The following is a 26,015-nucleotide window of genomic DNA, read 5'->3' as shown; positions in this document are numbered from 1 at the left end:
CTAAAACCTACAAGGAGACCATCGACATGACGCAGACTCAACTCACCAACCCCGGCATCGACGCGGACATCCGCGCGTTTGTCGAAGCCGCGCATGCACAGCAGATCGATTTCCTGCGTGAGCTGGTGAAGGTGCCCTCGGACAACCCGTCCGGCGATTGCGCCCCGCACGCGGCGCGCGCCAAAGCACTGCTTGAGGCGCTGGGCCTAACGGTCGAAGCGCATGCCGTGCCGCAAGCGCAAGTGCGCGCCGTCGGCATGGTCAGCGCCACCAATCTGATCGTGCGGCACACGTTCGGCAGCGGCGGCCCTACGGTTGCCATGAACGCGCATGGCGATGTCGTCCCGCCCGGCCTGGGTTGGACGCACGACCCGTACGGCGGCGAGATCGTCGAGACCGAACACGGCCCCACCATGTTTGGCCGCGGCGTGGCGGTCTCCAAATCGGATTTCGCGACCTACACGTGGGCGCTGCTTGCGCTGATCGACGCCGAGAAGCGCGGAGCCAAGCTCAACGGCACGGTCGAACTGCACTTCACGTACGACGAAGAAACCGGCGGCGACATCGGCCCGAAATGGTTGCTGGATCAAGGCCTGAGTAAGCCCGATTACGCCATCTCGGCCGGATTTGCGTACGGCATCACCTCGGCGCACAACGGCTGCCTGCACGTGCAGGTGACGGTGCGTGGCAAGCAGGCGCACGCAGCCATGCCGCATACGGGCATCGACGCTATTGAGGCTGTGACGCACATCCTGCAGGCCGTGTATGCCTATCGTGCGGAACTGGCGACGCGCAAGTCGAGCGTCTCTGGTATTGATCATGCGACGCTCAACGTCGGCTTGATCCAGGGTGGTATCAACACCAACGTCGTGCCGGATCTGGTGACGTTCCGTATTGACCGCCGGATGATTCCCGAAGAGGCAGGGCGTGATGCTGAAGGTGAACTGCGCGCGGTGATTGAGCTTGCGGCAGCCGAGCGGCCGGGAATCGAGGTCTCGGTAGAGCGCATCTTGCTGGCTGCACCGCTGGCTGAATTGCCGGGCGTGCAGACACTGATTGGCGCTTTGCGCCGCAATGCCCTGACGGTATTTGGTGGCGATGTGCCGGTGCATGGCGTGCCGCTGTACACCGATGCGCGCCACTACACGGCGCGGGGTGTGCCGACGGTTCTGTATGGCGCAGGTCCGCGTACGCTGATGGAAGCGCGGGGGCACAACACGGATGAGAACCTGCGGTTGAATGATCTGCGGGGCGCGACGGTTGTGGTGGGTTGCGCTGTGGCGGAATTGCTGGGCGGCTGATCGCTGCTTGAAGTTTTGCCTCTGGGGCCGGCTTTTGTCGGCCCTCTTGTTTTGGGCCTTGGCGGTGCATCCCTGTTTCGTACCCTGCCGGGCACGAAAGGGTGCAGACCACCAACATCAAAAACCCCACGAATCCCCCCTTGGCCAACCACGAAACCAGCAAGCTACGTAGCTACGCTTAAGATGGCACCACGTTCCATCAAGCCAGTCCCAAAGCTCATGCAGATCTACCACAACCCCCGCTGCTCCAAATCCCGCGCTGCGCTCGAACAAGCCCAAGCCTTCGCAGAAAAGAAGGGCGAACAACTCGAAGTCATCGAATACCTGAACACGCCGCCCACGCTGGCCGATCTGAAGAAGCTGGCAGCCCAGCTCAACACGCCGCTGCGCAGCCTCGTCCGAGAAAACGAAGACGAGTACGCTCAACTGAACCTGGCCAATGCATCTGAAGAAGCCTTGCTCAAGGCCATCGCAGCCCACCCCAAGCTGCTGCAGCGCCCCGTGCTGGTCCGCAACGACCGCGCCACCATCGGCCGCACGCCCGAAGCCCTCGACGCGTTCCTGAAGTAATCAACGCGCGCCCCAAAAAGTTGAACGGCCTGCCGATTTCCGTCGGACAGGCCGTTCAGGGGTGGCCGTATCGCCTTGCGCGAGGGCCGGGGCTGCGTCCGTCAAGACGCGCAAGGGCACCGGATCATTCCAGGCCCATCAATCGGGCCATTTCTGACCCGAATCCGACTGCCAGCAGGGCAACCAGCACCACTGCCAGCGCCACAGCGGTGGAAACCACTGTGACCTTCATCACTTCCGCGTCGTCGCTCTCGTCGCCGCGGGCACGATGCAGATGCGTGTGCGCGCTCAGCGGGATCGCCTTGGCGGTTGCTTTGCGATGCCAGTGCAAGCGCTCCGTCATCGCTCGCAAGTGTTGCGTATCAAACGCGTCACGGGAAAATCGCATCGCGGCACCTCCCGTCGTTAGCTGATAGCCGACGCCGGCACGCACCGGCGTCGGGGGTACGTGCGGCCCGAAAACGATACGACAAGCAAATGGCGTATGCGAGTGGCTTTGCTTGTCGGCGCCGGGTGGCGCAGTCGTCTGGTCGCCTCGCACAAGCCCAGCGTAGACGCGGGTTTGCGGCGCCGCAAGTTGCGTTGCGTCATGGTGCGTGCATCACGCGGGCAAAACGCAAACGGACTGCCGCTCTTCGCGAAATGCGTGATGTGAACGGCGCTCAGTCTTGCGCGCTGTGCAGGGCGGTTTGTATTGCCGCATGCTCGGCTTCTCGCACACGCAGTTCAGCGAGCATGTTGCAGAAGAGGGCGCCTTGCTCCTTCGCATCATCCAGCGCGACATGCGTGTGCGGCAGCGGGTCGTGCCAGTGCTCGGGAAAGGCCGCCTTGACGTTGCGCCGGTACGGCAGGCCCGTGAGCGCAAAGGCCAGTGTCTTGATGTCGAGCGCCGCCCAGCCGAATGGTGAGCGCCCGGCAAACCGCATCATGTACCAGAACATGTACGTGAAATCGAAGCCTGCCGGAAACGCCACGAACACGGGCTTGCCCGGCAGGCGCTCGACCCATTCCACGTAGCGCGGCAAAGCCACTTCGGGTGCTTCGAGGTTGCGGCGGCAGGCGGCCCAGGCCTCGGGCTGCGTTTGCCACCATTGCATCTGGATCGGGTGCCCTTCTGCACCGGGCAGCGTTTCGAGATTCGCCTCAAACGTGCCGATGAGCGTCTTGTCAGCCAGGTACGCCGCGCTCGCGAAACTCAGCATCGAATGCGGCCCGGGGATGGGCCCATCGGCTTCGATGTCGGTGCTGACGTAAATCTCGGGCCGCGTGTCAGGCGGCTGGTTGCCGCGCTTGCGGCGGGGCTTGTCTGCAGGTGCCGCGGGCGCAGTGTCGGCGAAGATGTCGTCGCTGTCGTCGCTCATGACGTGCCTTCATTGGCAAACAGGCGATCGGCAACGTACGGGTTGGTTGCGCGCTCATCGCCAAAGGTGGAGACCGGCCCATGGCCCGGCACGAAGGTGACGTCGTCGCCCAGCGGCCAGAGCTTGGTGCGGATCGCATGGATCAGGTCTGCATGGTTGCCGCGCGGAAAATCCGTGCGGCCGATCGACCCGGCAAACAGCACATCGCCGACGATGGCGATGCGGTCTTCTTTGCTGAAGAACACCACGTGGCCAGGCGTGTGGCCCGGGCAATGGAAGACCTGCAGCGTGCGGCCGGCGGCTTCTACGGTATCGCCATCGTCAAGCCAGCGGTCCGGCACGAACGCCTTGGCCGGCGGAAAGCCGAAGCGCTGGCTTTGCATCGGGAGCTGGTCGATCCAGAAGGCTTCGTCTTTCTGCGGGCCTTCGATGGGTACGCCGAGCTGTGTGCGCAGGGCATCGGCGGCGGCGCAGTGGTCGACGTGGCCGTGCGTGAGCAGGATCTTTTCGATGCGTGCGCCGTGCTGCTGGGCGGCTGCCAGGATGCGGTCGATATCGCCGCCCGGGTCGGTGACGGCGGCGGCGCCATCGTCGCCAATCAGCAGCGTGCAGTTCTGTTCAAACGGCGTAACGGGGACGACAACGACTTTCATGTGGTTTTTTGCGCACTTTCGTGCGGAAGGTGGATAAGGCAATTGTAACGGCCCAAGCCCGCGCCAGCATTGGGCTGGCGGGGTGCTCTGTTACATCCGGCGGAAAATATTACAAAGTTCATGCAAGATGCCTGCATGATGTGACCGTTTTAATAGGAAATGTAAATAATCGGGGAGGAGGTGCGTGTTAGACTCGCGCCCATGCTCAAGCTTTCCCCTTTGTTCTCCAGCCTTCCGGCCGGCCGCACGCTGCGTGCCTGGCTGACGCATGGCACCGCTTTGCTGGTGCTGGCGGGTTGTGCTGCCGTACCGGGGGAGCCGCCCCTCAGCGCCAATGCAGGCAAGTCAGCAGCGCCTGCGCTGAAGGTGCCGGACGCGCGCGACAACCCCGACGCCTGGGGTTCGCTGGCGTTTCGTGGTGTGCCGGATTCAAGCAGCCTCAAGCTCGACGAGAACACCAATACCGAACCGGGTCTGCGTGCAGACCTTGGCACGTTCGAGCAGCGCGGCGTCGCCTCCTGGTATGGCCGCGGGTTCCACGGCCGCCGCACGGCCAGTGGTGAGCGCTTCGATATGAATGCCTTCACGGTGGCGCATCCGTCGCTGCCGCTGCAGAGCTGGGTGCTGGTGCGCAACCTCTCCAACGACCGCGTGGTCGTGGCCAAGGTAACGGACCGCGGCCCCTACCACGGCAAGCGCGTCCTCGACGTGTCGTACGCCGCGGCCAAGCGCCTGGATTTCGTCAAGCGTGGTTCAACGCAAGTGGAAATCCGCCGCCTGTCGCGCGCTGAAGTCGAAGCACTGCGCCCGGAGCTCACGCAGACTGACCTCGCCAGCAATGACGGCGACGCCGACGTAGGCGCCGACGAGCCGGCACCGCCGAAGAAAAAGGCGACCAAGCGCCGCGCGAAGGCGCGTCGTTAATCCTTCCCGTCGTTTTTCAATGCCAGCGCGCTTTGATACAGCGCGTCGACCGGCGCACCCGTAATCGCCCCAGCCAGCTTGGCGGCGCGCTTGGCGGGCAGTTCGGCCAGCAGCAGACGCAACACCTGGTCTGCTGCCATGGCCGTCGGGGCCGCGTCCTGCGCGCCCGCACCTTCCACCACCAAGACGAACTCGCCCTTGCCGTGCGAGGCATCGGCGGCCAGCCAAGCCGGCGCTTCGGCCGCAGGCAGCACGACGATCTGCTCGAATAGCTTGGTCAGTTCGCGGCCGATGAGGATGCGGCGTGCAGGCAGGTGCTCGGCCAGCGCCGCGAGCGTGGCATCGATGCGATGCGGCGCCTCATACAGAATCCATGCCGGCCCGTGCGAAGCCCATTGGCGAATGGTTGAATCACGCTGCCCGGCCTTGGGAGGCAGGAAACCGACGAAGGTGAATTGCCCGCCCGACGTGTCGAGCAGCTCCCCCGCAGCGGACAGCGCCGTCACCACCGCGCTCGCGCCCGGCAGCGGAATCACGCGATGCCCGGCTGCGCGCACCGCTTCCACAATGCGCGCGCCGGGGTCGGACACGCCCGGCGTGCCGGCATCGGACACATACGCAATGCGCTCGCCTTGCGCCAGGCGCGCGACGATGCGCACAGCGGCCTCGCGCTCGTTGTGCTCGTGCGCCGCCAGCATCGGCCGCGACAGACCCAGGCGATTGAGCAACTGCCCGGTGTTGCGCGTGTCTTCACAGGCCACCGCATCGACCATGCCGAGCACATATCGCGCCCGCAGCGACACGTCGGCAGCGTTCCCGATGGGGGTGGCCACCACATATAATGCGCCGGCGGGATAGTGCTGGTCGTGCGCCAGCAGGGTCCAGTCAGGATCACTCACAAGAACTTCTCTCAGTCACTTGATTCAAACCGCAAAGCCCATCACCGCAGCCACCGGCGAAGCCGGTGAAGACCGCGCGCTGCGCTATCTGCAGGCGCGCGGTTTGTCGGTGGTCACCCGCAATTATCGCTGCAAGGGCGGCGAGATTGATCTGGTGATGCGCGATGCGGCCGGCGCGTTGATCTTCGTGGAGGTGCGCGCTCGCGTGGCGCGGTCCACGCAGCGCTTCGGTGGTGCGGCCGCGAGCGTGACGCCCGCCAAGCAGCGCCGCCTGATTGCTGCGGCGGAAGATTTTCTCGCACGGCAGGCTGACGATGTGCCGGCCTGCCGTTTTGATGTTGTCGCCATCGACGGCGCGCGTATCGAGTGGATGCGCGATGCGTTTGGCGCCGAAGCATGAACTTCGCTCTTCTCGCTCTTCCTCTTTCCGGACTCTCTTCAAGGACAGCATGAAACTCTCGTCGCCTACGTTTGCCAGCGCCCGCCGCATTGTCGTGCTGGCCGCCCTGGCCGGTGTCACCGCCACGCAGTTGACCGCCTGCTTCCCGCTGTTTGCCGGTGCCGTGGCCGGCGGCGTGGCACTGGCCACCGACCGTCGCCCGACCGCTACCCAGACCATCGACCGCGGCCTGCAGATGGAAGCCGAGAATACGCTGATCTCACGCTACGACGGCCGCGCCCACGTGAACGTGACGGTCTACAACCGCAAGGTGCTGCTGACCGGTGAAGCCGGTACCGAAGCGACCAAGCAGGAGATTGGCCAGTACGCACAGAAGCTGGAGAACGCACGTGAGGTCGTCAACGAGCTCGTGGTGACGCCGGAGTCGAGCACGTTCGGTTCGCGCACCAACGACACGTACATCACCACCAAGGTGAAGAGCGTGCTGGCCGGCACGGAAGGCGTGCCCTGGAACTCCATCAAGGTGACCACCGAAGCCAAGACCGTCTTCCTGCTGGGCGTGGTGACCGAGGCCGAAGGCAACAAGGCCACCGAGGCAGTGCGCACCGTGGGCGGCGTCAACAAGGTCGTGAAGGTGTTCGACTACGTGAGCGAAGACGAGCGTAAGCGCCTGGACACGAACGCATCGTCGAACAATCCGCAGACCGCGCCGGGTACACCGGCACCGGTGCAGGGCACCCCGACGGCCACGCAGGCACCGGCTCCGGTCACCTCGGCGTCGCCGGGCGTGACGGTGTCGCCGACCAACTCGCCGGCACTGCCGCCGGGCAAGCAACTGCCTTAAGGCATTCAGCCAATCCACACCCCGCAAAGAACGCAGCCATCGTGCTGCGTTTTTTGTTGTCCGCGCGCACTGCGCGGCACATGGCAAGGCGGGCGTGTTAGCGTATGACGCTCTCGTGACTTCGCTGCCCCCCATGCCCGTCGCTCACCAACTTGCTGCCGCCGCTTTACTTGCGGCGCTGTCCTCGGCCCTTGCGGCCCAAGCTGCTGACCACCCGCCCACCAACGCGCAAGCCCGCACCTGGGCCGCCTCCTGCGCGAGCTGCCATCACGCTGATACGGCACCCGGTGCCAGATCGGCCGCGCAGACGTTGCCCTCGCTGGCTGGCCGTTCGCAGGCTGAATTGATCGACACGCTGCAGGCGTTCCGCAACGGCACGCGGCCCTCCACGGTCATGGGCCAGCTCGCACGTGGTTATGACGATGCGCAGATCACCGCGATTGCCGGCTGGTTGTCGCGCCAACCGCAGGAGGCACCATGAACCAGACCCTGCGCAAGGACCGACGCGCCGTACTGCGTGCACTTGGGGCGACCGCCTTGGCCGGCCCGCTGGCCGCATGTGCATCGCTGTCGGGCACACGCAATGCCAAAGTCGTCGTGGTTGGCGGCGGCTATGGCGGCGCGACGGCCGCCAAGTACGTGCGCGTGTTCTCCGGCAACCATGTCGACGTGACGCTGGTTGAGCCGAATGCGGCGTTTGTCTCGTGCCCGCTGTCGAACCTCGTGCTGTCGGGTGACCGCGATCTGGCCTCGATCACCGTGCCGTACGACGCGCTGGTCGAGCGCCATGGCGTGCGCTGGGTGCGCGACCGCGCCTCGGCCATCGACATCGGCGCGAAGCAAGTGCGCCTGGCCGGCGGCGGCACGCTGGAGTACGACCGGCTGATCCTCTCGCCCGGCATCGATTTCGTGCCGGGGGCGATTCCCGGTCTGGCCAACGCGACCACCGCCGCGCAGGCGCCGCACGCGTGGAAGGCCGGCATGCAGACGCTCGCGCTGCGTCACCGGCTGGAGGCCATGCCCAACGGCGGCACGGTGGCGATCAGTATTCCGCTGGCCCCGTACCGCTGCCCGCCTGCGCCGTACGAGCGCGCCTGCCTGATTGCCAACTGGCTGCAGCGCGCCAAGCCCGATTCGCGCGTGCTGATCCTCGATGCCAATGACGACGTGACCTCCAAGGGCGCGCTGTTCAAGCGCGTGTGGGCGGAACGTTATCCACAGCACATCGAATATCGCCCGCAATACAACGCGGTCGACATCGATGCCACGGGCCGCGTGCTCAAGTTCGACGTGCAGGACGACGTGCAGGCGGATGTGGTCAACCTCATCCCGCCGCAGCGCGCTGGGGCCATTGCCGTGCAGGCCGGGCTGGCAACCGCCAATGGGCGCTGGTGCGAAGTCGATTTCCTGTCGTTCGAATCGAAGGTGGCGCCGGGCGTGCACGTGATTGGCGATGCCATCCAGACCGCGCCGTTGATGCCCAAATCGGGCCACATGGCCAACCAGCACGGCAAGGTGGTGGCCGCTGCCGTGGTGGCCATATTGGCCGGCCACGCGCCCGACAAGTCGCCGCTGTACGCCAACACCTGCTACAGCTTCATCACCCCTGACGAGGCGATGCATGTGGCAACCGTGCACCGTTACGACCCGGCCGAGCGCACCATGGTGACGGTGCAAGGGGCGGGCGGGCTGTCGGATGGCCCCTCCGTGGCGGAGGGCAAACTGGCGCAGGACTGGAGCCGGGCAATCTGGTCGGACATGCTCGGCTAGGCACAAACAATGCGCAAGATTGTGCAAGTCGCGTAGGCGGCCCGCGCCTACAGTGCGTCATATGGCCGCGCGGGCGGCCGCTGACCGTCTGAGCATTCCGATCATCATGTCTCCCAAGGATCTGCTGCTGGCCCTGACCGTTGTGCTGGTGTGGGGCGTCAACTTCGTCGTCATCAAGGTGGGCCTGCACGGCGTGCCGCCCATGTTGCTGGGTGCGCTGCGCTTTGCGCTGGTCGCATTCCCGGCCGTGCTGTTCGTGCCGCGCCCGAAGATTCCGTTCAAATGGCTGCTCGCTTACGGCGCCACCATCAGCCTTGGGCAGTTCGCCTTCCTGTTTTCGGCCATGTACGTAGGCATGCCGGCGGGGCTGGCCTCGCTGGTGCTGCAGTCGCAGGCGTTCTTTACGCTGACGATCGCCGCGCTGGTGCTGCGCGAGCCGATCCGCTGGTTCCACCTGGCCGGCATGGCCGTCGCCGCGTGCGGGCTGGCGATCATCGGCATGGCGGGTGGTGCCGTGGCGACCGGCATGACCACTGCCGGCTTCCTGCTGACGCTGTGTGCGGCGTTCTCGTGGGCCAGCGGCAACATCGTCACCAAGCGCATCGGCAAAGTGAACGTGGTGAGCCTGGTGATCTGGGGCGCGGTGATTCCGCCCATTCCGTTCCTGCTGCTGTCGTACTGGATGGAGGGGCCGGAACAGATTGTCCACAGCCTGACAAACATCGGCTGGTCGAGCATTGGTGCGATCGTCTACCTGGCCTTTGGCGCCACCATCTTCGGCTACAGCCTGTGGAGCCGCCTGCTGGGCCGATACGCGGCCAGCCAGGTCGCGCCGCTCACGCTGCTGGTGCCGGTGGTCGGGCTGATCTCGGCCGCCGTGCTGCTGGGCGAGCGGCTGGTGCCGGCGCAGTGGCTGGGCGGCGCAGTAGTGATGGCCGGCCTGCTGCTCAACGTATTTGGCGGCCGGCTGGCGACGCGGCGGGCGATGGCCTGAGCGTCGACTCCCTGCCGAACAGGCGCCCGGGCCGTAAGGTTCCGGGCGCTTTGCTTTTGGGGCGACGCGGGATTTGGCCCACTTCGGGCACAATACCGGGTCCATTCTGGTCATTGCGACCATTGGCCCGCACACGCATGCGGGCCGCACCATCCACCGGAGACCACATGAAGTTCGCCCCCACGCTCGCCGCAGCTGCGGTGCTGGCCGGCCTGGCGCTGTCCGCCACGCCGGCGCTGGCTGCCGCGGAGGTTGCCAATTCGGCTGCCCGCGCCCAGACCATCGCCAACCAGAACGCTTGCATGGGCTGCCATGCCGTGGACCGCAAGCTCGTCGGCCCGGCCTACAAGGATGTCGCCGCCAAGTACAAGGGCGATGCCGGGGCCGAAGCCAAGCTCATCAAGAAGGTGCGTGAAGGCGGCATGGGCAACTGGGGCCAGATTCCGATGCCGGCCAACCCGAAGATCGCCGACGCCGATCTGAAGACCGTGATTGACTGGGTGCTCGCAGGCGCCCCGGCCAAGTGAGACAGGCGATGACAGTGATGACGGATTCCGTGAACCTCTCCCGCCGTGACGTGCTGCGCGCAGGTGCCATGATGGCGCTGCTCGTATCCGCCGGCCTCGCCACCCCGGCACAGGCCGCCGAGTGGAACAAGACTGCCTTCGCCATCAAGGGCGTGAACGACGTGCTCAAGCAACTGGGCGGCGGCGCTGTGGACAAGGGCGGCGCTGGTATTCAACTGACCGCACCGGACATCGCCGAGAACGGCGCCGTGGTGCCGCTGGTGGTGACCAGCACGCTGCCCGGCACGGACCTGATTGCCATCTTGGTGGAAAAGAACCCGAACACGCTGGCCGCCACGTTTGCCATTCCTGCCGGCACCGACCCGTTTGTGAGCACGCGCGTGAAGATGGGCGAGACCTCGATGGTCTACGCTGCTGTGCGTGCCAACGGCAAGTGGGTGCTGGCGAGCAAGGAAGTGAAGGTCACCCTGGGTGGCTGCGGCGGTTAAGAATCAGGATCAGGACAAGGAGCACACCATGGCAGACCCGATGCGCATTCGCGCAATGGAAAACGGCGGCACGACCGACGTGAAGATCCTGATGAAGCACGACATGGAAACCGGCCAGCGCAAAGACGCCGCCGGCAAGGTCGTGCCGGCCTGGCACATCACCAACGTGACGGTGCAGCACAGCGGCAAGACGGTGCTGGACGCGCAGTTTGGCCCGGCCGTATCGAAGGACCCGTTCCTCAATTTCAAGTTCAAGGGCGGCGCCAAGGGCGACAAGGTGACGGTCACCTGGGTCGACAACCACGGCGACAAGCGCACCGACGAGACCGCAATCCAATAACGCTTTTCAGGAGGCTGCCATGCGACGCAGTTTCTTCCGTGTGACCGCCGCGCTGGCGGCATTGGGCGTGGCAGGCAAGGCCGCCGCGCAGACCGCACCCCGTGCCGGCGGCGCCGGTGCCCGCTACAAGGTGGTGTACCAGCTGAGCGAAGGCATCGACCAGGCCATGCGCGCGATCGGCAACCTGCGCAACCACCTCAACGGCGCGCCCGGTACGAAGATCGTGGTGGTGGCGCTGGGGCACGGCATCGAGTTCCTCGTCGAAGGGGCCAAGGACGCACAGGGCCGCCCGTTCGATGCGCCCGTGGCCGCACTGGCCAGCATGGGCGTGGAGTTTCGTGTGTGCCACAACTCGCTGATGGCCTTCAAGGTGCCAGAAGACAAGCTGCTGCTCGAAGCCAAGGTGGTGCCCGCGGGTGTGGTGGAGATCACCCGCTTGCAGCAGGAAGAAGGCTTCGCCTATCTCAAACCGTAGGCGACCCACGGAGGGGACGGTGAAACGCACCAAACGAATCGTCGCGCTGGCCGCGGCGCTGGCGGCCGGCATTGCCCTGGTGGCCAATGCGCAGGACGCCAAGGACCAGAAGGACAGCGTCGCCGCCGGCATCGCGCAGTACCGCGAGATGCTGGCCGACGGCAACCCGGCCGAACTCTGGGAAGCCGCTGGCGAAGAACTCTGGAAGAAGCCCGCCGGCCCGAAACAGGCCTCGCTCGAAGCGTGCGACCTGGGCGCAGGCCCCGGCGTGGTGAAGGGCGCGTACGCCAAGCTGCCGCGCTTCTTCAAGGACACCGGCCGCGTGATGGACGCCGAACAGCGCCTCATGTATTGCCGCATGACGCTGCAGGGGCTGACGAAGGAAGAGGCCTCGGCCCGACCGTTCTCGTCGCCGGGCAAGCCGTCGGACATCGAACGGCTGATGGCGTACATCACCTCCGAATCGCGCGGCACGGCCATCGACATTCCGCTCGCGCATCCGGAAGAAAAGCGCGTGTACGAACTCGGCCGCCGCATGTTCTTCTATCGCGGCGGCGCGTATGACTTTGCCTGCGCCACGTGCCATGCCCAGCCGGGTCAGCGCATCCGCCTGCAGGAACTGCCCGATCTGCTGACGGCCGAGGGTGCGCGTTTTGCGTATTCCACGTGGCCCGGCTACCGCGTCTCGCAAGGTGAGGTGCGCACGATGCAGCACCGCCTGTACGACTGCCTGCGCCAGCAGCGCTTTCCGGAACCGCTCTACGGCAGCGAGGTGATCACCGCGCTGGAGCTGTTCCTCGCCCGCAACGCCAACGGCGGCAAGATGGACGCGCCGTCGATCAAACGCTGAGGTCAACCGACCATGCCACACATGAATCGACTGACCCCCATCGTTTTGACCGCGTTGGCACTGGCTGCCGGTACCGCGCATGCGGCGGACGCCATCACGCCGCCCAAGCCCGATGCGAAGGCCGACGCCGCACTCGCCAAAGTCATCCACGAGAGCTTTGTCTCCAAGGGCCCGGCCACCGTGGAAGGCGTGACCGAGCGCGACGACGTGCAGAAGACTTGCAGCCAGTACGCCGACCGCAACGCCGTGCCCGCCGCCGTCGCCAAGAAGCTGGAAGACGCGCAGATGAAGACCATCCACTACCCCGCCGACAACAAGTGGCTGGGCGACTGGAAGGAAGGCGAGAAGACTGCGCAGAGCGGCCGCGGCATGCAGTTCTCGGACCCGGCCGGCACCGTCAACGGCGCCAACTGCTACGCATGTCACCGCTTGTCGAAGGACGAAGTGTCGTACGGCACCATCGGCCCGTCGCTGTATCAGTACGGCAAGCTGCGCGGCGATTCGGAGGCGATCCTGCGCTACACGTGGGGCAAGATCTACAACTCCAACGCGTATGCGGCGTGCTCCAACATGCCGCGCTTTGGGCACAAGGGCATTCTGACTGAGCAGCAGATCCGCGATGTGATGGCGCTGTTGTTTGACCCGGCATCCCCGGTGAATCAGTAACGCCATGCGTACGATTCGGCGGTTCCTGATGTGCGCGGCGGCGGCGATGGTGTTTGCTGCCGGCACAGCGCAGGCCGTCGAAGTGGGCGATGTGGTGACGATGCCCGAGGTGCAACTGCTCGATGGCACGCGTGTGCCGGGCGAGTCGTGGCGCGGGCATCCGGTCATCATCGCCACGTGGGCGTCGTGGTGCCCGTTCTGCACGCTGCAGAACCCGCGCCTGCAAAAACTGGCGGATGCCACGCGCGGCACTGACCTGCGCATCCTCACCATCAGCATCGACGCCAACCCGCAGCTTGCCCGCGACTACGTCGCCAAGCGCGGCTTCACCTTCCCGGTGACGATGGAAACCGACGCGCTGTGCGCCGCTACCGGCCCGCGCAAGGGCTTGCCCGAACTGCTCGTGCTCGATGCCAATGGCCGTGTCGTGCGCAAGGAAGTCGGCGAGATGCTTGAAGACGACGTAGCCGACCTCGCCCAATACGCCCACCCGGCGCACAGCAACAAGAAATGAACCGCCGCGAATTCGTTCAAGCCCTGGCGATTGCCGCAGCCGCCGGCCTGCGCCTGACCGACGCCCACGCAGACACGCTCAACTACGACGTGCCACGCTTCGGCAACGTCCACCTGCTGCACTTCACCGACTGCCACGCGCAGTTGCTGCCCATCGAATACCGCGAGCCCAGCGTCAACCTGGGCGTAGGGCAGTGGGCCGGGCAGCCGCCGCACCTGGTTGGTCACGCGCTGCTCAAGCGTTACGGCATCGCGCCCGGCACACGTGCCGCACACGCCTTCACCTCACTCGACTTCACCGAAGCCGCGCGCCGCTACGGCCGCATGGGAGGCTTCGCGCATCTGGCCACGCTCATCAAGCGCCTGCGCGCCACGCGCCCGAACGCGCTGCTGCTCGATGGCGGCGACACGTGGCAGGGCTCGGCCACATCGCTGTGGACGAATGGGCAGGACATGGTCGACGCGGCCCTCGCCCTCGGTGTCGACGTCATGACCCCGCACTGGGAGATGACCTACGGCGCCGATCGCGTGCGCCATGTGGTCGATCACGATTTCAAGAACAAGGTCGCTTTTGTCGCGCAGAACATCCAGACGGCGGATTTCGGCGACCCGGTGTTCGACCCTTACGTGCTGCGCGAGCTGAACGGCGTGCCGGTCGCCATCATCGGTCAGGCGTTTCCGTACACGCCGATCGCGCATCCGGCGGATTTCACGCCGGACTGGACCTTCGGCATCCAGGAGGAACGGCTGCAGAAGATGATTGACGAGGCGCGCGGCAAGGGCGCCAAGGTGGTCGTCCTGCTGTCGCACAACGGCATGGATGTCGACCTGAAGCTCGCTTCGCGCGTGCGCGGGCTGGATGCCATCCTCGGCGGCCATACGCACGATGCGGTGCCCGCGCCGGTCAAGGTCAGCAACCCGGGCGGCGTAACGCTGGTCACCAACGCGGGCGCCAATGGCAAGTTTGTCGGCGTGCTGGATCTGGATGTGCGCGGCGGTGCGGTGCGCGACATCCGCTACACGCTGCTGCCCGTCTTTGCCGATCTGCTGCCGCCCGATCCGGCCATGACCGCGCTCATCGAGCGCGTGCGTGCGCCGTACAAGAACAAACTCGGCGAGACGCTCGCCGTGAACCGCGGCTTGCTGTACCGGCGCGGCAACTTCAACGGCACGTTCGATCAGCTCATCATCGATGGCCTGATGCACGCGCAGGGCGCGGAGATCGCCTTCTCGCCCGGCTTCCGCTGGGGCACCACGCTGCTGCCCGGCGACGCACTGACGATGGAAGCGCTGATGGCCCAGACCGCCATCACGTACCCCGCCACCACGCTCACCGAGATGACCGGCGCGACCATCAAGACCGTGCTCGAAGACGTGGCCGACAACCTGTTCAATCCCGACCCGTACTACCAGCAGGGCGGCGACATGGTGCGCACCGGCGGCCTGCGCTACACCATCGACCCGATGAAACCGATGGGCCAGCGCATCACCGACATGCGTCTTGGCGACAAGCCCGTCGACGCCGACCGCCGCTACAAGGTGGCCGGCTGGGCCGCCGTGTCGCCCGAGGCCCGCAAGGCCGGTGGCCGCCCCGTGTGGGACGTGCTGGCCGACTGGCTGCGCGACCAGCGCGAAGTGACCGCCCGGCCGCTGAATACGCCGCGCATTGTCGGCATGGAAGGCAATCCCGGCATGGAAACAGGGGCGGGTTGACCCGCGATTGAAGGCGCCACGGAAATTCGAGTAGACTGATTTTTACGGGCCGATAGCTCAGCTGGGAGAGCGCCGCGTTCGCAATGCGGAGGTCGGGAGTTCGATCCTCCTTCGGTCCACCAAATCATTGGCAAAGCTTGCCAGGCAGTGCCAAGAAAACCCCGCTAGCTGCAAGGCTTAGCGGGGTTTTTATTACCGGCGTTATGCATTTGCCGTTGACTCCCGGGGCAAGTCACCACCTCCGAGAACCGCAACACATCAAGTGCGCGTCATCGAGACGCCGCCCTCGACGAGCAGCGTTGTACCCGTCACGAAGCTCGACAGATCGGAGGCAAGATACAGCGCCGACTTGGCGATCTCTTCCGGACGGGCCATCCGTTTGAGCGCGTGGATGCTTTCGACAAACGCTTTCTGCTCCGGCGTGCTGGCTGCCTCCCGCCCCATCTCGGTGTCGGTACCGCCCGGCATCAGCGCGTTGACGCGCAAGCCAGACGGGCCGTACTCAGCGGCGAGCGTGCGCGTCAGGCCCACGAGTGCGGCCTTGCTGGCGGCATACGCAGCCATCCCTGGAAAGCCAACCGTGTGGCCGACGAATGACGACGTGAAGATCAGCGAGCCATGCTGGCGCGCGAGCAGCGCCGGAATTTGATATTTCGCACCGAGGAAGGCGCTCGTCAGGTTGGTCTCCAGCGTGTCGCGCCAGCCGTCCAGTGTGATGTCGGTGACGCTGCCGAGCGCTCCCATCGTTGCGGCGTTGTTGAACGCCACGTCAAGTCCGCCGAAACGGCCGACAGCCAACTCAACGGCGTCCTTCGCGCAACGCTCGTCCTTCACGTCGCCCGCCAGTGCTACCGCCTCGCCGCCGAAGTCGGCAATCTCGTCAACCAGCGTATCAAGCGGCGCCGCGCGGCGTGCAACCAGAACGACGCTCGCGCCTTCCTTCGCAAACATCTTTGCCACCTCACGGCCGATACCCGAGCTGGCGCCCGTCACGATTGCTGTCTTGTCAGTGAGAAGCGTCATGTCCATTTCATCCTGATGATCAGAGCAGCAGAGTAGGCATCTGTGCGCCGTCCAACACTCCGGTTCTTGCTACTCAAATCCATGCTGCTGGATGGAGGCTCGAACGCTGCGCGCATTGGGTCGAGATGCATGGTGAGCGCAGAGCTTTGGCCCTCAGAACCCGACACGCAGAATCAGAACTTGGAGGATTCCCACGTCGCTATAATTGCCCCGCTGCCGCACCAACGGCAGCACGGGTTTAGCGATCCGTAACTCTCCGAAGAGGCCGCCGTTACAAGCGGCAGGCCTCAGCACACTCGCGCGCTTTCTATGGCGGGCCGGGTGGGGAGACCTTCGGGTCTACCGGTTTTCTCGGAGAGCCGGATCGCTAACCCCATCGTCGGGCCCGCCTCCCTCGTTTAGCGACGAAAGACGGGCCTTTCACCAATCTCCGAGAGGTCCTATGTCCACTGAGCAGATGGCGCGGAGAATCGCGTCCTACCCATCCCCACCCAGGCGTCACCCCTGTCCCACCGGATCAGGAGGCGACCAATGATGACCCCCGCCCAACGCCGCGCCTACTTCAGCGGCGCCCTGGCTGCGCGAGACTACCTCCGCTACACGCAGGCAGACCTGCGCATCCACCGCCAGCTCCGGCCCGACACCCTGCGTTGGGAACTGGCCTATGCCAGCAGACAGCCGCCGGAGTTCCGGGCGGGGTTTCTGGATGGCATCGGTACGTTTGTGTCGATGGTGCTGGAAGGCTGTCAGATCAACCCTGATACGTGGGAAGTGCTCTCCGCCTTAGAGCGGGCTGGCGAAAGCCAATAACAACAGAAAGACGGTTCCCCGAGACGGGCGGGGATGCCAAATCCACATGCGACAGGGCGAGGCTGTGCCGCTATTTCGATGTGTAGCCTATTTTCTTCAAACCGCAGGTTGGGGGAACCTACACCCCATTTCGGGGCATTTCGCGGTGGGGGAATTCGTTGTAGCGTAAAGCCCTTCTGGCGATGTTTATGGGCGCTTGTCATGCGCCCGCGCAGCGGGCCGAAAGGGGTGGTTTTCTCCGGCCACGGGATTATGTTTGATATAAATTCCAGCAGAAAACTAACAAGCCGCCATATCAAGGGGTGAGGGCCGTGGGAGTACAAGATCGCGATTGGTTTAGGGACCGTCATAATTCGAAGCCACAGAATCCCGACTGGCAAAGGGAGTACGCACGCTGGTATGGCAAGCCGCCCAAGGGCACTAAGCAGGGCGTGCACTGGACTCTTTCCTTGATGGTGTGGGTCGCCGTCTTTCTCGTCGTCTACATCGCTGCCAAGCAATTGCGGCTTACCGGTAACGGTGCAGCAATGCCAAGCCAGCAGGCCGTCTCGACGCAGCCGGCGCCTCTCACGGCGCCGCCACAGCGACAACCTGCTCCCGCGGTGCAGCAGCCCCCAGCCCAGACGGCCACACCTCCGGCAGGCGTTAACAAATGCGTCATCAACGGGCAGACGGTCTATACGGAAGCGCCTTGCGCGCAGGCAATGCGCGCGCTCGTTGGGAACGCGCCCGCGGAGGCGTCGGGCAGTGCCCGTCAACGTGAGATGGAAGAAGCTGCGGCAGCGGCGAAGCGGGCGGAAGAGCAGCTTGCACGGCAGTGGGATCAACGCATGGCTCAGCGGGATCGAGACCTGGAAGCTGAGCAGGTTATCGCTCAGCAACGGGTCAGCGTTACCAATGCGGAATGCGCTCGGCTCAAGGCCGATCGAGATGGCATTTTGCGGCTCTCTGTAACCACGCAGCAGCAGTCTCCATGGAGGGACAACCTTAGCTACATCCGAAAGCGGATGAACGAGTTGCATTGCTAACGGCGATCTGGGCGGCAAGATGCAACCCCCGATACTGTGACCGCGAGGTGCAGAGACCGCTAAGCGCCTTTGGCAGAGACGAGTTGTTGCACAACTTGTTTGGCCAGTGCATCTACGACAGCGTTGACGCCGTCTAACGAGCGGTTCAAATCATTGAAGATGCCGTCCGCCGTAGCGAACGCGTACTTGTCGTCCTCGACAGATGAGAAGGCCACCCGCGCGGAGCGCCGCTCTCCTATCGGTGTTGCCGGATCACGAGAAGAATCAATGCTAGTTAGCGCGTACGGCCTGTAGCTATGGGCCATGGTCTTTGCCAGATAGGTGACACTCAATCCGCGCAGAAAGATCACCTGACGGTTACTTGGCAGTGCGTTCACGTCCAAGTCATCACCGTCCTCCAGCACAAGGCCTGCCTCCTTGGCTTCGAGAATCACACGATCACGAAATCGTCGCTGGAGCGCTTGAGTCCGTGGGTCATCTTTGACCAGATTGTAGAAACGCTGAGATCCCGACATCGTCCCCTTGTTGATACTGTCGCTAAGGGCAATCCCACCCGCGCCGGGCAAGGAGACCTGTGGCATCGCAATCCCGACAATCTGCGGGGCTGGAATAACTTTGACGTAGGTGACATCTCCAGGTGAGATCACCAAAGCAGGAGCGGGCTTTGTGGCAGCGCAGCCTCCCAAAAACAAGCCAGCAAGTACCGCACTCAAACCAATCCGTAGACGCGAAAAAACGCCTGTCATTCTTTAACCCTCCCTGTTTATTGTGTTGATTCTTCTTGCCGATACTTCGCGCGTTGCCTGAAGTTTCCGCGACTATGCCGCACCAGAGGTGCGCAAGCTAGGTGACTAATTTTAGTCAGCAACAGCCGTTCCATCACTAGAATGGCGCAACACAACTAAACGCATACGCGCCGGGAAATGGCTGACAAATTCGATGACTACAACGAAGCCCTGGCAGCGCTGGTTCGCGAAGCCATTCGGTGCTCGCCTGAATCTTGGGAAACCGGTCGATTGACAATTCAGTGTGATGGCCACCGCATCGACTACAGACTCAAAAATTCGGAATCGGAAGACAAGGCGTTCATTTCCCAGGAGCTTGCCCGGCTGTGCGAGGAATACTGGGGAGCCTTCATGAAGAACGGTGAACCTTGGCTCGAATCGGAAATCGATTTCCGTCGAGTCGACGAGGAATGGAAGTTCAGCGCGAGCTACAAGTATCCGAAGCCAGCTACCATACCCACTACGCCGCGTAAGCCGTTCTGGAAACTCTGGAACTAGCAAGCAGGTTTGCCACGAGATGCAGATATGCGCGGCCTTAGGCATGAAACAACAAAGCCGACCACGTGTCGGCTTTGTTGTTTCATGCGGGTGTCGGCTGAGCGGCTACTTGGTTGAAGGCAGGTCGCCCAAATTCCGCTACGTTGGCACGCATGCTGCGCATGCCAATCACATAACCCGCAGTGCGCACCACCGCCGGATCGGGATCGGCAGCCAGCCGGGCAAGCAAGGCCGACGCCGTGTCGTTGATTTCCGCAAGCGCCTGACAGATGCGTACACGGGTTTGAACATCCGCTGATCCATCCGAGATCGCAGCTTCAAACCGCTCCACAATCTGCTTCGCGATCACAGGATCTTCCGCCAGATCGGCCAGCGCGTCGGCCGCCTCAACATCGTGAGCCCCGACGACAACCTGCTCGATCAGCAACGGAATAGCCTCGCGTACGCCCCATTCGCCAAGCACCCGCGCAGCGCGGTACCGCACGTGCTCCGCAGGGTCGAGCAGCGCGATGCGCAACGCTTGCACTGCATCGGAACCACCGAGTTTCGCCAGCGCAAGCACGGCCCGTTCGCGGACTGCGGGATCGGGCTGTTGAAGCGCTGCGCCAAGTACGCCGGCGCCACTGCCTTCGGCTCTTCCCAACGCCCAGGACAGCGCACCCGCGACATTCGGCTCTTGCTCCTGCAGCAGCGCCCGGGCGATGAGTTCTGCAAGTGGGGCATCGCTGGACGCGGCGTCAAACGCAGCACGCTGCCGCTCAGGCGCATGCGTTGAGTCCAGTCCTTTCAGCAACTGCACGACTTCGAGCACAGCTGACCAATCTTCGGGTGAGGCGGCGGACACGGCGGCCAGCCGGGCAAGCAGCGCTTGCTCTGCGGCCAGACGCTCGCGACTGCGCGCCATCAACGCATCAATGAGCACGTCGGGGCGCGGTGCTTGTTGGCTGAGCGCCTCGCGCACCTCGGCAAGGCCAAGACCCAGCGAGCGCAGGCTTTCCACTTGGAACAGGCGCCAGGCATCGGCTTGCGAATACTCGCGGTATCCCGCCTCTGTCCGCCCGGATGGACTGATCAGTCCGATCCTGTCGTAGTGCCGCAGCATGCGCGCGCTGACGCCGGAGCGATTGGCCAACTCGCTGATGCGCATCACTGGTCTCCGGTGTCGTCTGGGTCATGTGGCCTCGTTTCTCGGCCTTGGGGGGCTTTGATCGAGCCGAAAAAATTCTATCAAACCGGTGGTTGGTAATTTGCCGATGCATTGGCATCTGGCAACGGTGCACCTGCGCGCTCCGCATCGGCAGGATCCAGCGCAAACGCCCCTTCCGGGTCGGCGATCAGCCTGAGGCTCGCGCAGGCATGCACGCGAACCGCTGAGTCCGTAGAGTGGGTCGCGGCCGCATCGAGCGGGGCCACGGCGTCGTCCCCGAGCATGAGCAACGCCCGGCTCAGACTCCGCTGGAGGCGCTTGTCGCCGCGGCCCAGCTCGTGAATCAGTTCGTGTGCCAAGGCGGCGCGTTGCTCGGTCGGCACCAGCCCCGCTGCGGTACGCCACGCGGTGCGCGCGACTTCCGGATCGGGGTCATGCAGATGCCCGCTTGTGATTGCCGACCACGTTGTCGGGTCGCCAATCTTTGAGAGCGTGTGCAGCGCCTGGCTGCGGGCTTGCGCCAGCGGCGAGTGCAGCGCGTCAAGCAACAACGGCACGGTCACGTTCTGCGCATGCCGGGTGAGCGCCCAGGTGAGCATGTCGCGAACGAAGAAGTCCGGCTCAATGCCGCAACGCTTCACGAGCGGCGCAATCTGGCCCGGATCAGGCGCCATGCCGGCGCCCAGCGCCGCCGCAAGGCGCGACGAAGCGTCCGGGTGCTCAAGTGCCGTGGTCAGTGTGTGATGGGTCATGAACGCCTCCTCACCCAGCAGTGGACGCCTTGTCACTGTGACAAGGTCAACTGTTTTCGGGCGAGGAGAGGGCGGCATCCCAAGGAACGTGCAGCAGCCAATCAAACCGTCACGACGATCTTGCCGAACTGCGCATTCGACTCAAGAAAACGGTGCGCCTCAACGATCTCGTCAAACGCAAAAGTCCTGGCGATGGTCGGCCGAAACGCTCCTGACGCCAGCCCGTCGAGGATGAAGGCCTTCGCCGCTTCGAGCTTGGCTGGGTTGCCGGTGATCTCGTGCACGAGATAGCCGCGCAGCGTCAGGGTCTTGCTCAGTACGGCAAGCAAGGGGAAGGGCGTTGGCTCTGGACTCAGGCCGCCGTATTCGATGAGAATGCCGCCGCGTGACATCGCCACCGTGAGCGCTTCGAAGATCGGGCCGCCGATCGAATCCAGCACTACGCGCACGCCTGCCGGCCCCGTAATCTCCTGCAGCCGGGCGGCGAGATCCACCTCTGCGGTCGCAACCACATGGGCGGCGCCTGCGGCAAGCAAGGCGGGGGCCTTGGCCGACGTCCGCGTGATCGCGATGGGTGTTGCGCCGACCCGGTTCGCAATCTGGATGGCCGCCAGCCCGACACTGCTGGACGCCGCCGTCACGGCCACAAAGTCACCCGGGCCGAGCTTGGCGATGTCGATCAGCTCGCCGTACGCGGGCCAGCGCACCATCGACTGCGGCGGCACGATGCTGACGGCATCGCCTGGCGCAAACGCCGTCACACCGGCCCCCACCGCCTCCACAACCCCCGCCGCCTCCAGGCCGAGCCCGGAAGGGAACGTCGGCTTCTCGATATACGAGCCTGCACGCAGCAGCGCTTCAGCCCGATTGAGCCCCAGCGCCTTGACGCGGATCTGCACTTCGCCCTGGCCTGGCCGTGGCACATCGACGTGTTCGATGCGCAAGACTTCCGGCCCCCCATGCTGATGAAAACGGACAACGCGTGCCATACATCCTCCAGTCGAAACGTATTGAAGTGAATCCACTGTAGCGACGCGTTTTCTTGGGATAAATGGTCGATAATTGACGGCAGTCAAAACGATTGGTTTTTAATATGGACCGCTTGACCAGCATGGCCGTGTTTGTGAAAGCCGTCGACCTCGGCTCGTTTGCGGCTGCCGCAGATGCGCTCGGCCTATCCGCGCCAATGGTCGGCAAGCATGTGCTCTCGCTGGAAACACGCCTGGGTGTGCGCCTGCTCATCCGCACCACACGGCGCCAGAGCCTGACCGACTTCGGGCAGGCCTACTACGAGCGCTGCAAGATCGTGCTGGCCGAGGCGGAAGCGGCCGATGCGCTTGCCGCCGATCAACTTGGTGAACCGCACGGGAGGCTGCGCGTCACCATGCCCGTGCACTTTGGCCGGCGTTGCGTGGCGCCCGTGCTGCTGCGGCTGGCGCAGCAATATCCGGCGCTGGAGTTGGACCTCTCGTTCAACGATCGCTTCGTCGATCTGGCCGAAGGCGACTACGACATCGCCATCCGCACCGGCAATCTGGAGGACAAGGCTGGCGTGATCGCGCGTCGTGTCGCACGCCAGCGCATGATCGTCTGCGCATCGCCCGCGTATCTCAAGGCGCACGGGCACCCGACGACCGTCGACGCACTCGGTGGGCACCAGGCCATCGTGTACAGACGGTCTGGCCGCGTCAGCCCGTGGCTCTTTCCGAGAGATGCGCATCCGCCGGAGGAGATCATTCCGCTCAACCGGATGCGCATGGATGATCTCGACGCGATTGCCGATGCCGCGACACTCGGCATCGGACTCGCTTGGCTTCCCTACTGGCTCGTCAGAGATCGCATCCGGACGGGCACGCTGGTTGCGCTGCTACCGGATCGGCCTGCGTTTCTCTACGACGCCTATGCGCTGTGGCTGCAGACACCGCACTTGCCGCGCAAAGTCCGCGTAGCCGTCGATGCGCTGGCCGAGGCATTGCCCGCGCAGATGGCATAAGCGGAGGGCAGCAGGCAGTGCATGTTCGACGCGGGGCCTCCCGTCGTGCTGCGATGTGGATAACTCCTACCTCCCGCTGTGGAGAACTCAAGGGACAAACGTGTTGGCTCTCCGGGGTTAGGTTGTCCACAGCGCAGGCATAACTTGGACACCTGTGGATCGGGTGCGATGCGATCCACCGCACTCATCCACGCAACGGCACACGCTGTCCGAAGGGTTGTGCATTTCGCAAGCCATTGAGCCCAAAGCGTTTTTTGGGCCTATCCACAGAACTTATCCACCGTTATCTACTACTACTATCTTTATATAAAGAAAGAAGTAAACAGAAACAGAACGCCGTGGTGTTCGTGCGCGCTTCAATTGCAGGCATGTCGGTTCAAGGGTGTTTGACCTGCAATGCCTGATCGAGGAAATCGAACATGCGGTGTTCGGCGTCTTCAGTGGCTTGCTTGCTGTAGCGGTAGACCACGTGGTTGCCACGTACGTCGGTCTTGCTGAAGTTGTTCTGGTTCTCGCAATCCCAACAGTGCGTGGTGTCCGGATAGACGTGCCACTGCACGGGGGCGCCGGCGTCCTTGGCGGCCTGCAGTTTGGCGACGCATTCGGCGGGTGGGCCTTCGGTGTCGGCCTCGCCCATCAGCACAAGCAGCGGGTGGTCGATATCGGGGTTGAGCACGTCGAACGGGGCGCCATTGCGCAGCTTGAGCGTAGAGCACACCGGGTAGAACGACACGGCGGCACCAAAGCGCGTGCCGTCGCCCAGCGCTTCGGCCCAGTGTTTGCCGCTGAGCCCCAACCCCATCATCGCGCCCCATGAGTAGCCGGCGTGGGCAATGCGCACCTTGTCGACAAAGTCGAACTTGCTGAGATACGCCGCCGCCTGCAGGGCATCGCGTACGCCACGCATCGGTGTCACGCCGCCCTGGGCGCCCATGCAGACGGATTCGACGCCGCGCTGGCTGAGGCTGTCGATCACCAGGGCCACGTAGCCGTGGCGCACGGCGCGGCGTGCCCATTCGAGCATCGCCTGGTTCTGCCATTTACCGTGGCCGAGTCCCCCGCACTGGTGCTGCAGAACGAGGGCAGGGAAGGGGCCATCGCCCGCAGGCTTGTAAAGCGCCATGGACGGCGTGGTGAAGAAGCCGAGCTCGCTGACCTTGTCGGGGAAGCTCAGGTCAGGTGCGCGTGAGGCAGCGGCGCGCAGCGTTTGTGTATCGACTTGCGCGTTGGCCAGCAGGGGCAAGGCCAGCGCAACGGCCAGCATGTAACCGCGCAGACGTGTCATGGCGGCCTCAATCCATGTCACATCACCGCCGCGGCCATGGCTTGCGCGCTGATGACGAGGTTGCGGCCTGCCGCCTTGGCTTGGTACAACGCGGCATCGGCGGTCTCGACCAGGGTGTCGACGGGGACAATGTCGCTGTCTGGCATGGCGGTGGCACAACCGGCGCTGACCGTCACGTAGCGTGAAGGCGCGACGGCTTCTATGCGCAGGCGCATCACCGCTTCACGGGCGCGTTCGGCCAAGGCTTGCGCATCGCTCGGGGCGGTGTTGGGCAACACGATGACGAATTCTTCGCCGCCGTAGCGGGCGATGAAATCTCCGGGGCGGCGCACCACGCCGGACAGTGCTGCCGCCACGGCGGCCAGGCAGGCGTCGCCCTTGAGGTGGCCGAAGGTGTCGTTGTAGCGCTTGAAGTGGTCCACATCCATCATGACGAGCGAGAGCGGTTGCCCATTGCGCTTTGCCGCGCCCACGCGCGCGCCAATCTGCTCGTTGAAGTAGCTGCGGTTGTAGAGCCCCGTGAGCGCATCGTGCATGGACGCCTGCCGCAGCGACACATGCGCCTCGAACAGCCGCCGGTACAGTGCTGTGACTTCCCACACCAGCACGCACACCAGCACCCCAGGCGCGAACATGCTGAACAGCCGCGCCACGTACCAGCCGACGGTAAAGCGATCGGCGCTCAGCAGGTTCAGGCTCGTATCCGTAAAGCAGGCCAGCGCGGCAATCGCCAGCCACACATCGAGCACGGCGCGCAGCCGGCCACTCGCCAGCACCGCCAGCACGGCGATGGCGTTGATCGCCCATAGGACCACCGCGACGGGGTTGCTGGTGATCGCCCCCCCGTTGGATGCCTCCAGCGGCGGCGGCAGATCGGCCATCAGGGCGACGCCACACAGCAGGGCGCCCACCACCACGGGCCCACCGATCAACAGCCAGGTCCACAGCCTCACGTGCCGGGAGGAGACCGTGTCGCGCGAGAACCGGTCACGCGTGAGTACCGCCAGGGTCACGAACAGCGGAAACCCGCCGTGCCAGAACACCCACATCCACACCGAGCTGGTCGGGCGGGCACCGAACAGGCCCGTGGGCGAGAACACGCCCGGAAACATCAGCAGTTGCAGCGCCACGGCCAGCGCGGTGAAGGCGTAGGCGCCGCCCAGCGCGCCCAGCATGGGCTGGCGTGTGACGGTGAACTGTGCCCCCAGCAGGAAGGCTGCGATGCAGGCGGTGGTGAAGACCGTCAATGCGCACATCGGCATGAACGGGGTGACTGCGGGCCACGGCAAGCTGGCCCGAGGCGCAGCCACGGCCAGTGTCAGGAGGATCAGCAAGGCAATCACGCCGGCAGCGGCCGATTGCCGGCGCGTGGCCCGCTGGATCAGGAAACTTTCCATCCAACCCCC

The 26,015-nt window shown here is 64.5% G+C and carries 31 protein-coding genes and 1 tRNA gene; 21 read left to right on the top strand and 11 right to left on the bottom strand.

Annotated elements, in window-relative coordinates; all coding sequences use genetic code 11:
* Positions 1 to 26 precede the first annotated feature (26 nt).
* The gene (locus ACS13N_RS06500; protein WP_438930893.1) at positions 27 to 1,301 is read left to right on the top strand and encodes a M20/M25/M40 family metallo-hydrolase; all 1,275 of its coding nucleotides are present in this window, start codon (positions 27 to 29) and stop codon (positions 1,299 to 1,301) included.
* A gap of 219 nt (positions 1,302 to 1,520) precedes the next feature.
* Entirely contained in the window at positions 1,521 to 1,871 is a 351-nt protein-coding gene (arsC, locus tag ACS13N_RS06495; protein WP_438930892.1) for an arsenate reductase (glutaredoxin), read from the top strand.
* Between the two features lie 124 nt (positions 1,872 to 1,995).
* On the opposite strand, the gene ACS13N_RS06490 is transcribed toward arsC, so the two are convergent.
* From ACS13N_RS06490 to ACS13N_RS06480, 3 genes are all read right to left on the bottom strand, one after another.
* A complete protein-coding gene (locus tag ACS13N_RS06490; RefSeq protein WP_316680959.1) occupies positions 1,996 to 2,259 on the bottom strand; it encodes a hypothetical protein in 264 nt (87 codons plus the stop codon).
* Between the two features lie 274 nt (positions 2,260 to 2,533).
* Positions 2,534 to 3,232 (bottom strand): exonuclease, encoded by a 699-nt coding sequence (locus ACS13N_RS06485; RefSeq protein WP_438930891.1) that lies wholly within the window; start codon positions 3,230 to 3,232, stop codon positions 2,534 to 2,536.
* The gene (locus ACS13N_RS06480; RefSeq protein WP_438930890.1) at positions 3,229 to 3,885 is read right to left on the bottom strand and encodes an MBL fold metallo-hydrolase; all 657 of its coding nucleotides are present in this window, start codon (positions 3,883 to 3,885) and stop codon (positions 3,229 to 3,231) included. The genes ACS13N_RS06485 and ACS13N_RS06480 overlap by 4 nt, the downstream gene beginning before the upstream one ends.
* Before the next feature lie 201 nt (positions 3,886 to 4,086).
* On the opposite strand from ACS13N_RS06480, the gene ACS13N_RS06475 reads away from it, so the two are divergent.
* Positions 4,087 to 4,809, top strand: coding sequence for a septal ring lytic transglycosylase RlpA family protein (locus ACS13N_RS06475; RefSeq protein WP_438930889.1), 723 nt, complete (start codon positions 4,087 to 4,089; stop codon positions 4,807 to 4,809).
* On the opposite strand, the gene rsmI is transcribed toward ACS13N_RS06475, so the two are convergent.
* Positions 4,806 to 5,708: a 16S rRNA (cytidine(1402)-2'-O)-methyltransferase gene (gene rsmI / locus ACS13N_RS06470; protein WP_438930888.1), complete on the bottom strand. Its 903-nt coding sequence runs from the start codon at positions 5,706 to 5,708 to the stop codon at positions 4,806 to 4,808. The genes ACS13N_RS06475 and rsmI overlap by 4 nt on opposite strands.
* A gap of 22 nt (positions 5,709 to 5,730) precedes the next feature.
* On the opposite strand from rsmI, the gene ACS13N_RS06465 reads away from it, so the two are divergent.
* The 14 genes from ACS13N_RS06465 (at position 5,731) to ACS13N_RS06400 (ending at position 15,410) form a co-directional block, all read left to right on the top strand.
* Positions 5,731 to 6,108 carry a YraN family protein gene (locus ACS13N_RS06465; RefSeq protein ID WP_438932800.1) on the top strand — a complete coding sequence of 126 codons (378 nt, stop codon included), beginning with the start codon at positions 5,731 to 5,733 and terminating at the stop codon, positions 6,106 to 6,108.
* Between the two features lie 49 nt (positions 6,109 to 6,157).
* Positions 6,158 to 6,952: a BON domain-containing protein gene (locus tag ACS13N_RS06460; protein ID WP_438930887.1), complete on the top strand. Its 795-nt coding sequence runs from the start codon at positions 6,158 to 6,160 to the stop codon at positions 6,950 to 6,952.
* A 133-nt stretch (positions 6,953 to 7,085) separates the two neighbouring features.
* Positions 7,086 to 7,433 (top strand): c-type cytochrome, encoded by a 348-nt coding sequence (locus ACS13N_RS06455; protein ID WP_438930886.1) that lies wholly within the window; start codon positions 7,086 to 7,088, stop codon positions 7,431 to 7,433.
* Positions 7,430 to 8,722 (top strand): NAD(P)/FAD-dependent oxidoreductase, encoded by a 1,293-nt coding sequence (locus ACS13N_RS06450; RefSeq protein WP_438930885.1) that lies wholly within the window; start codon positions 7,430 to 7,432, stop codon positions 8,720 to 8,722. The genes ACS13N_RS06455 and ACS13N_RS06450 overlap by 4 nt, the downstream gene beginning before the upstream one ends.
* Before the next feature lie 106 nt (positions 8,723 to 8,828).
* Positions 8,829 to 9,716 (top strand): EamA family transporter, encoded by an 888-nt coding sequence (locus tag ACS13N_RS06445; protein WP_438930884.1) that lies wholly within the window; start codon positions 8,829 to 8,831, stop codon positions 9,714 to 9,716.
* Between the two features lie 167 nt (positions 9,717 to 9,883).
* A complete protein-coding gene (locus ACS13N_RS06440; RefSeq protein WP_438930883.1) occupies positions 9,884 to 10,243 on the top strand; it encodes a c-type cytochrome in 360 nt (119 codons plus the stop codon).
* A 17-nt stretch (positions 10,244 to 10,260) separates the two neighbouring features.
* On the top strand, positions 10,261 to 10,731 hold the full coding sequence (gene soxY / locus ACS13N_RS06435) for a thiosulfate oxidation carrier protein SoxY (protein WP_021197223.1): 471 nt from the start codon (positions 10,261 to 10,263) through the stop codon (positions 10,729 to 10,731).
* Positions 10,732 to 10,759: 28 nt separating this feature from the next.
* On the top strand, positions 10,760 to 11,071 hold the full coding sequence (gene soxZ, locus ACS13N_RS06430) for a thiosulfate oxidation carrier complex protein SoxZ (RefSeq protein ID WP_438930882.1): 312 nt from the start codon (positions 10,760 to 10,762) through the stop codon (positions 11,069 to 11,071).
* 19 nt (positions 11,072 to 11,090) lie between these two features.
* On the top strand, positions 11,091 to 11,546 hold the full coding sequence (locus ACS13N_RS06425) for a DsrE family protein (RefSeq protein ID WP_438930881.1): 456 nt from the start codon (positions 11,091 to 11,093) through the stop codon (positions 11,544 to 11,546).
* 19 nt (positions 11,547 to 11,565) lie between these two features.
* A complete protein-coding gene (soxA, locus tag ACS13N_RS06420; RefSeq protein ID WP_438930880.1) occupies positions 11,566 to 12,396 on the top strand; it encodes a sulfur oxidation c-type cytochrome SoxA in 831 nt (276 codons plus the stop codon).
* Positions 12,397 to 12,417: 21 nt separating this feature from the next.
* Positions 12,418 to 13,062, top strand: coding sequence for a sulfur oxidation c-type cytochrome SoxX (soxX, locus tag ACS13N_RS06415; protein WP_438930879.1), 645 nt, complete (start codon positions 12,418 to 12,420; stop codon positions 13,060 to 13,062).
* Positions 13,063 to 13,066: 4 nt separating this feature from the next.
* Positions 13,067 to 13,576: a TlpA family protein disulfide reductase gene (locus ACS13N_RS06410; protein ID WP_438930878.1), complete on the top strand. Its 510-nt coding sequence runs from the start codon at positions 13,067 to 13,069 to the stop codon at positions 13,574 to 13,576.
* Complete coding sequence (soxB, locus tag ACS13N_RS06405) at positions 13,573 to 15,288, top strand: thiosulfohydrolase SoxB (RefSeq protein ID WP_438930877.1); 1,716 nt, start codon at positions 13,573 to 13,575, stop codon at positions 15,286 to 15,288. The genes ACS13N_RS06410 and soxB overlap by 4 nt, the downstream gene beginning before the upstream one ends.
* 46 nt (positions 15,289 to 15,334) lie before the next feature.
* A tRNA-Ala gene (locus ACS13N_RS06400) sits at positions 15,335 to 15,410 on the top strand.
* A gap of 136 nt (positions 15,411 to 15,546) precedes the next feature.
* Here the strand turns inward: ACS13N_RS06400 and ACS13N_RS06395 are convergent.
* Positions 15,547 to 16,311, bottom strand: coding sequence for an SDR family oxidoreductase (locus tag ACS13N_RS06395; RefSeq protein WP_438930876.1), 765 nt, complete (start codon positions 16,309 to 16,311; stop codon positions 15,547 to 15,549).
* A gap of 531 nt (positions 16,312 to 16,842) precedes the next feature.
* On the opposite strand from ACS13N_RS06395, the gene ACS13N_RS06390 reads away from it, so the two are divergent.
* Both ACS13N_RS06390 and ACS13N_RS06385 read left to right on the top strand, forming a co-directional pair.
* Positions 16,843 to 17,121 carry a hypothetical protein gene (locus ACS13N_RS06390; RefSeq protein ID WP_438930875.1) on the top strand — a complete coding sequence of 93 codons (279 nt, stop codon included), beginning with the start codon at positions 16,843 to 16,845 and terminating at the stop codon, positions 17,119 to 17,121.
* Positions 17,122 to 17,432: 311 nt separating this feature from the next.
* Positions 17,433 to 18,149, top strand: a complete 717-nt coding sequence (locus ACS13N_RS06385) for a hypothetical protein (RefSeq protein ID WP_438930874.1) — start codon at positions 17,433 to 17,435, stop codon at positions 18,147 to 18,149.
* Positions 18,150 to 18,208: 59 nt separating this feature from the next.
* On the opposite strand, the gene ACS13N_RS06380 is transcribed toward ACS13N_RS06385, so the two are convergent.
* A complete protein-coding gene (locus ACS13N_RS06380) occupies positions 18,209 to 18,895 on the bottom strand; it encodes a hypothetical protein (RefSeq protein WP_438930873.1) in 687 nt (228 codons plus the stop codon).
* A 177-nt stretch (positions 18,896 to 19,072) separates the two neighbouring features.
* Between ACS13N_RS06380 and ACS13N_RS06375 the strand changes: the two genes are divergently transcribed.
* On the top strand, positions 19,073 to 19,432 hold the full coding sequence (locus tag ACS13N_RS06375) for a hypothetical protein (RefSeq protein WP_438930872.1): 360 nt from the start codon (positions 19,073 to 19,075) through the stop codon (positions 19,430 to 19,432).
* Positions 19,433 to 19,514: 82 nt separating this feature from the next.
* Here ACS13N_RS06375 and ACS13N_RS06370 read toward each other — a convergent pair whose 3' ends face one another.
* The 3 genes from ACS13N_RS06370 to ACS13N_RS06360 form a co-directional block, all read right to left on the bottom strand.
* Positions 19,515 to 20,579, bottom strand: a complete 1,065-nt coding sequence (locus tag ACS13N_RS06370) for a HEAT repeat domain-containing protein (protein ID WP_438930871.1) — start codon at positions 20,577 to 20,579, stop codon at positions 19,515 to 19,517.
* Between the two features lie 80 nt (positions 20,580 to 20,659).
* The gene (locus ACS13N_RS06365; protein WP_438930870.1) at positions 20,660 to 21,331 is read right to left on the bottom strand and encodes a HEAT repeat domain-containing protein; all 672 of its coding nucleotides are present in this window, start codon (positions 21,329 to 21,331) and stop codon (positions 20,660 to 20,662) included.
* Positions 21,332 to 21,432: 101 nt separating this feature from the next.
* Positions 21,433 to 22,320, bottom strand: coding sequence for a zinc-dependent alcohol dehydrogenase family protein (locus ACS13N_RS06360; RefSeq protein WP_438930869.1), 888 nt, complete (start codon positions 22,318 to 22,320; stop codon positions 21,433 to 21,435).
* 104 nt (positions 22,321 to 22,424) lie between these two features.
* Here ACS13N_RS06360 and ACS13N_RS06355 point away from each other — a divergent pair, with 104 nt between their 5' ends.
* Positions 22,425 to 23,324: a LysR family transcriptional regulator gene (locus ACS13N_RS06355; protein WP_438930868.1), complete on the top strand. Its 900-nt coding sequence runs from the start codon at positions 22,425 to 22,427 to the stop codon at positions 23,322 to 23,324.
* A gap of 376 nt (positions 23,325 to 23,700) precedes the next feature.
* Here ACS13N_RS06355 and ACS13N_RS06350 read toward each other — a convergent pair whose 3' ends face one another.
* Both ACS13N_RS06350 and ACS13N_RS06345 read right to left on the bottom strand, forming a co-directional pair.
* Positions 23,701 to 24,609 (bottom strand): dienelactone hydrolase family protein, encoded by a 909-nt coding sequence (locus ACS13N_RS06350; RefSeq protein ID WP_438930867.1) that lies wholly within the window; start codon positions 24,607 to 24,609, stop codon positions 23,701 to 23,703.
* Positions 24,610 to 24,626: 17 nt separating this feature from the next.
* Entirely contained in the window at positions 24,627 to 26,006 is a 1,380-nt protein-coding gene (locus tag ACS13N_RS06345) for a sensor domain-containing diguanylate cyclase (RefSeq protein WP_438930866.1), read from the bottom strand.
* Positions 26,007 to 26,015: the final 9 nt, after the last annotated feature.

This window comes from Ralstonia sp. 24A2 (assembly GCF_051783885.1).
Taxonomy (GTDB): Bacteria; Pseudomonadota; Gammaproteobacteria; order Burkholderiales; family Burkholderiaceae; genus Ralstonia.
This window is presented reverse-complemented; position numbering and strand designations above follow the sequence as displayed.

What these genes read in the sequence shown, in the direction of transcription:
- ACS13N_RS06500 (WP_438930893.1), top strand. Translation starts at nt 27, where the DNA reads ATGACGCAGACTCAACTCACCAACCCCGGCATCGACGCGGACATCCGC.
- arsC (WP_438930892.1), top strand. Translation starts at nt 1,521, where the DNA reads ATGCAGATCTACCACAACCCCCGCTGCTCCAAATCCCGCGCTGCGCTC.
- ACS13N_RS06490 (WP_316680959.1), bottom strand. Translation starts at nt 2,259, where the DNA reads ATGCGATTTTCCCGTGACGCGTTTGATACGCAACACTTGCGAGCGATG.
- ACS13N_RS06485 (WP_438930891.1), bottom strand. Translation starts at nt 3,232, where the DNA reads ATGAGCGACGACAGCGACGACATCTTCGCCGACACTGCGCCCGCGGCA.
- ACS13N_RS06480 (WP_438930890.1), bottom strand. Translation starts at nt 3,885, where the DNA reads ATGAAAGTCGTTGTCGTCCCCGTTACGCCGTTTGAACAGAACTGCACG.
- ACS13N_RS06475 (WP_438930889.1), top strand. Translation starts at nt 4,087, where the DNA reads ATGCTCAAGCTTTCCCCTTTGTTCTCCAGCCTTCCGGCCGGCCGCACG.
- ACS13N_RS06460 (WP_438930887.1), top strand. Translation starts at nt 6,158, where the DNA reads ATGAAACTCTCGTCGCCTACGTTTGCCAGCGCCCGCCGCATTGTCGTG.
- ACS13N_RS06455 (WP_438930886.1), top strand. Translation starts at nt 7,086, where the DNA reads ATGCCCGTCGCTCACCAACTTGCTGCCGCCGCTTTACTTGCGGCGCTG.
- ACS13N_RS06450 (WP_438930885.1), top strand. Translation starts at nt 7,430, where the DNA reads ATGAACCAGACCCTGCGCAAGGACCGACGCGCCGTACTGCGTGCACTT.
- ACS13N_RS06445 (WP_438930884.1), top strand. Translation starts at nt 8,829, where the DNA reads ATGTCTCCCAAGGATCTGCTGCTGGCCCTGACCGTTGTGCTGGTGTGG.
- ACS13N_RS06440 (WP_438930883.1), top strand. Translation starts at nt 9,884, where the DNA reads ATGAAGTTCGCCCCCACGCTCGCCGCAGCTGCGGTGCTGGCCGGCCTG.
- soxY (WP_021197223.1), top strand. Translation starts at nt 10,261, where the DNA reads ATGACGGATTCCGTGAACCTCTCCCGCCGTGACGTGCTGCGCGCAGGT.
- soxZ (WP_438930882.1), top strand. Translation starts at nt 10,760, where the DNA reads ATGGCAGACCCGATGCGCATTCGCGCAATGGAAAACGGCGGCACGACC.
- ACS13N_RS06425 (WP_438930881.1), top strand. Translation starts at nt 11,091, where the DNA reads ATGCGACGCAGTTTCTTCCGTGTGACCGCCGCGCTGGCGGCATTGGGC.
- soxX (WP_438930879.1), top strand. Translation starts at nt 12,418, where the DNA reads ATGAATCGACTGACCCCCATCGTTTTGACCGCGTTGGCACTGGCTGCC.
- ACS13N_RS06410 (WP_438930878.1), top strand. Translation starts at nt 13,067, where the DNA reads ATGCGTACGATTCGGCGGTTCCTGATGTGCGCGGCGGCGGCGATGGTG.
- soxB (WP_438930877.1), top strand. Translation starts at nt 13,573, where the DNA reads ATGAACCGCCGCGAATTCGTTCAAGCCCTGGCGATTGCCGCAGCCGCC.
- ACS13N_RS06395 (WP_438930876.1), bottom strand. Translation starts at nt 16,311, where the DNA reads ATGACGCTTCTCACTGACAAGACAGCAATCGTGACGGGCGCCAGCTCG.
- ACS13N_RS06390 (WP_438930875.1), top strand. Translation starts at nt 16,843, where the DNA reads ATGATGACCCCCGCCCAACGCCGCGCCTACTTCAGCGGCGCCCTGGCT.
- ACS13N_RS06380 (WP_438930873.1), bottom strand. Translation starts at nt 18,895, where the DNA reads ATGACAGGCGTTTTTTCGCGTCTACGGATTGGTTTGAGTGCGGTACTT.
- ACS13N_RS06375 (WP_438930872.1), top strand. Translation starts at nt 19,073, where the DNA reads ATGGCTGACAAATTCGATGACTACAACGAAGCCCTGGCAGCGCTGGTT.
- ACS13N_RS06370 (WP_438930871.1), bottom strand. Translation starts at nt 20,579, where the DNA reads ATGCGCATCAGCGAGTTGGCCAATCGCTCCGGCGTCAGCGCGCGCATG.
- ACS13N_RS06365 (WP_438930870.1), bottom strand. Translation starts at nt 21,331, where the DNA reads ATGACCCATCACACACTGACCACGGCACTTGAGCACCCGGACGCTTCG.
- ACS13N_RS06360 (WP_438930869.1), bottom strand. Translation starts at nt 22,320, where the DNA reads ATGGCACGCGTTGTCCGTTTTCATCAGCATGGGGGGCCGGAAGTCTTG.
- ACS13N_RS06355 (WP_438930868.1), top strand. Translation starts at nt 22,425, where the DNA reads ATGGACCGCTTGACCAGCATGGCCGTGTTTGTGAAAGCCGTCGACCTC.
- ACS13N_RS06350 (WP_438930867.1), bottom strand. Translation starts at nt 24,609, where the DNA reads ATGACACGTCTGCGCGGTTACATGCTGGCCGTTGCGCTGGCCTTGCCC.
- ACS13N_RS06345 (WP_438930866.1), bottom strand. Translation starts at nt 26,006, where the DNA reads ATGGAAAGTTTCCTGATCCAGCGGGCCACGCGCCGGCAATCGGCCGCT.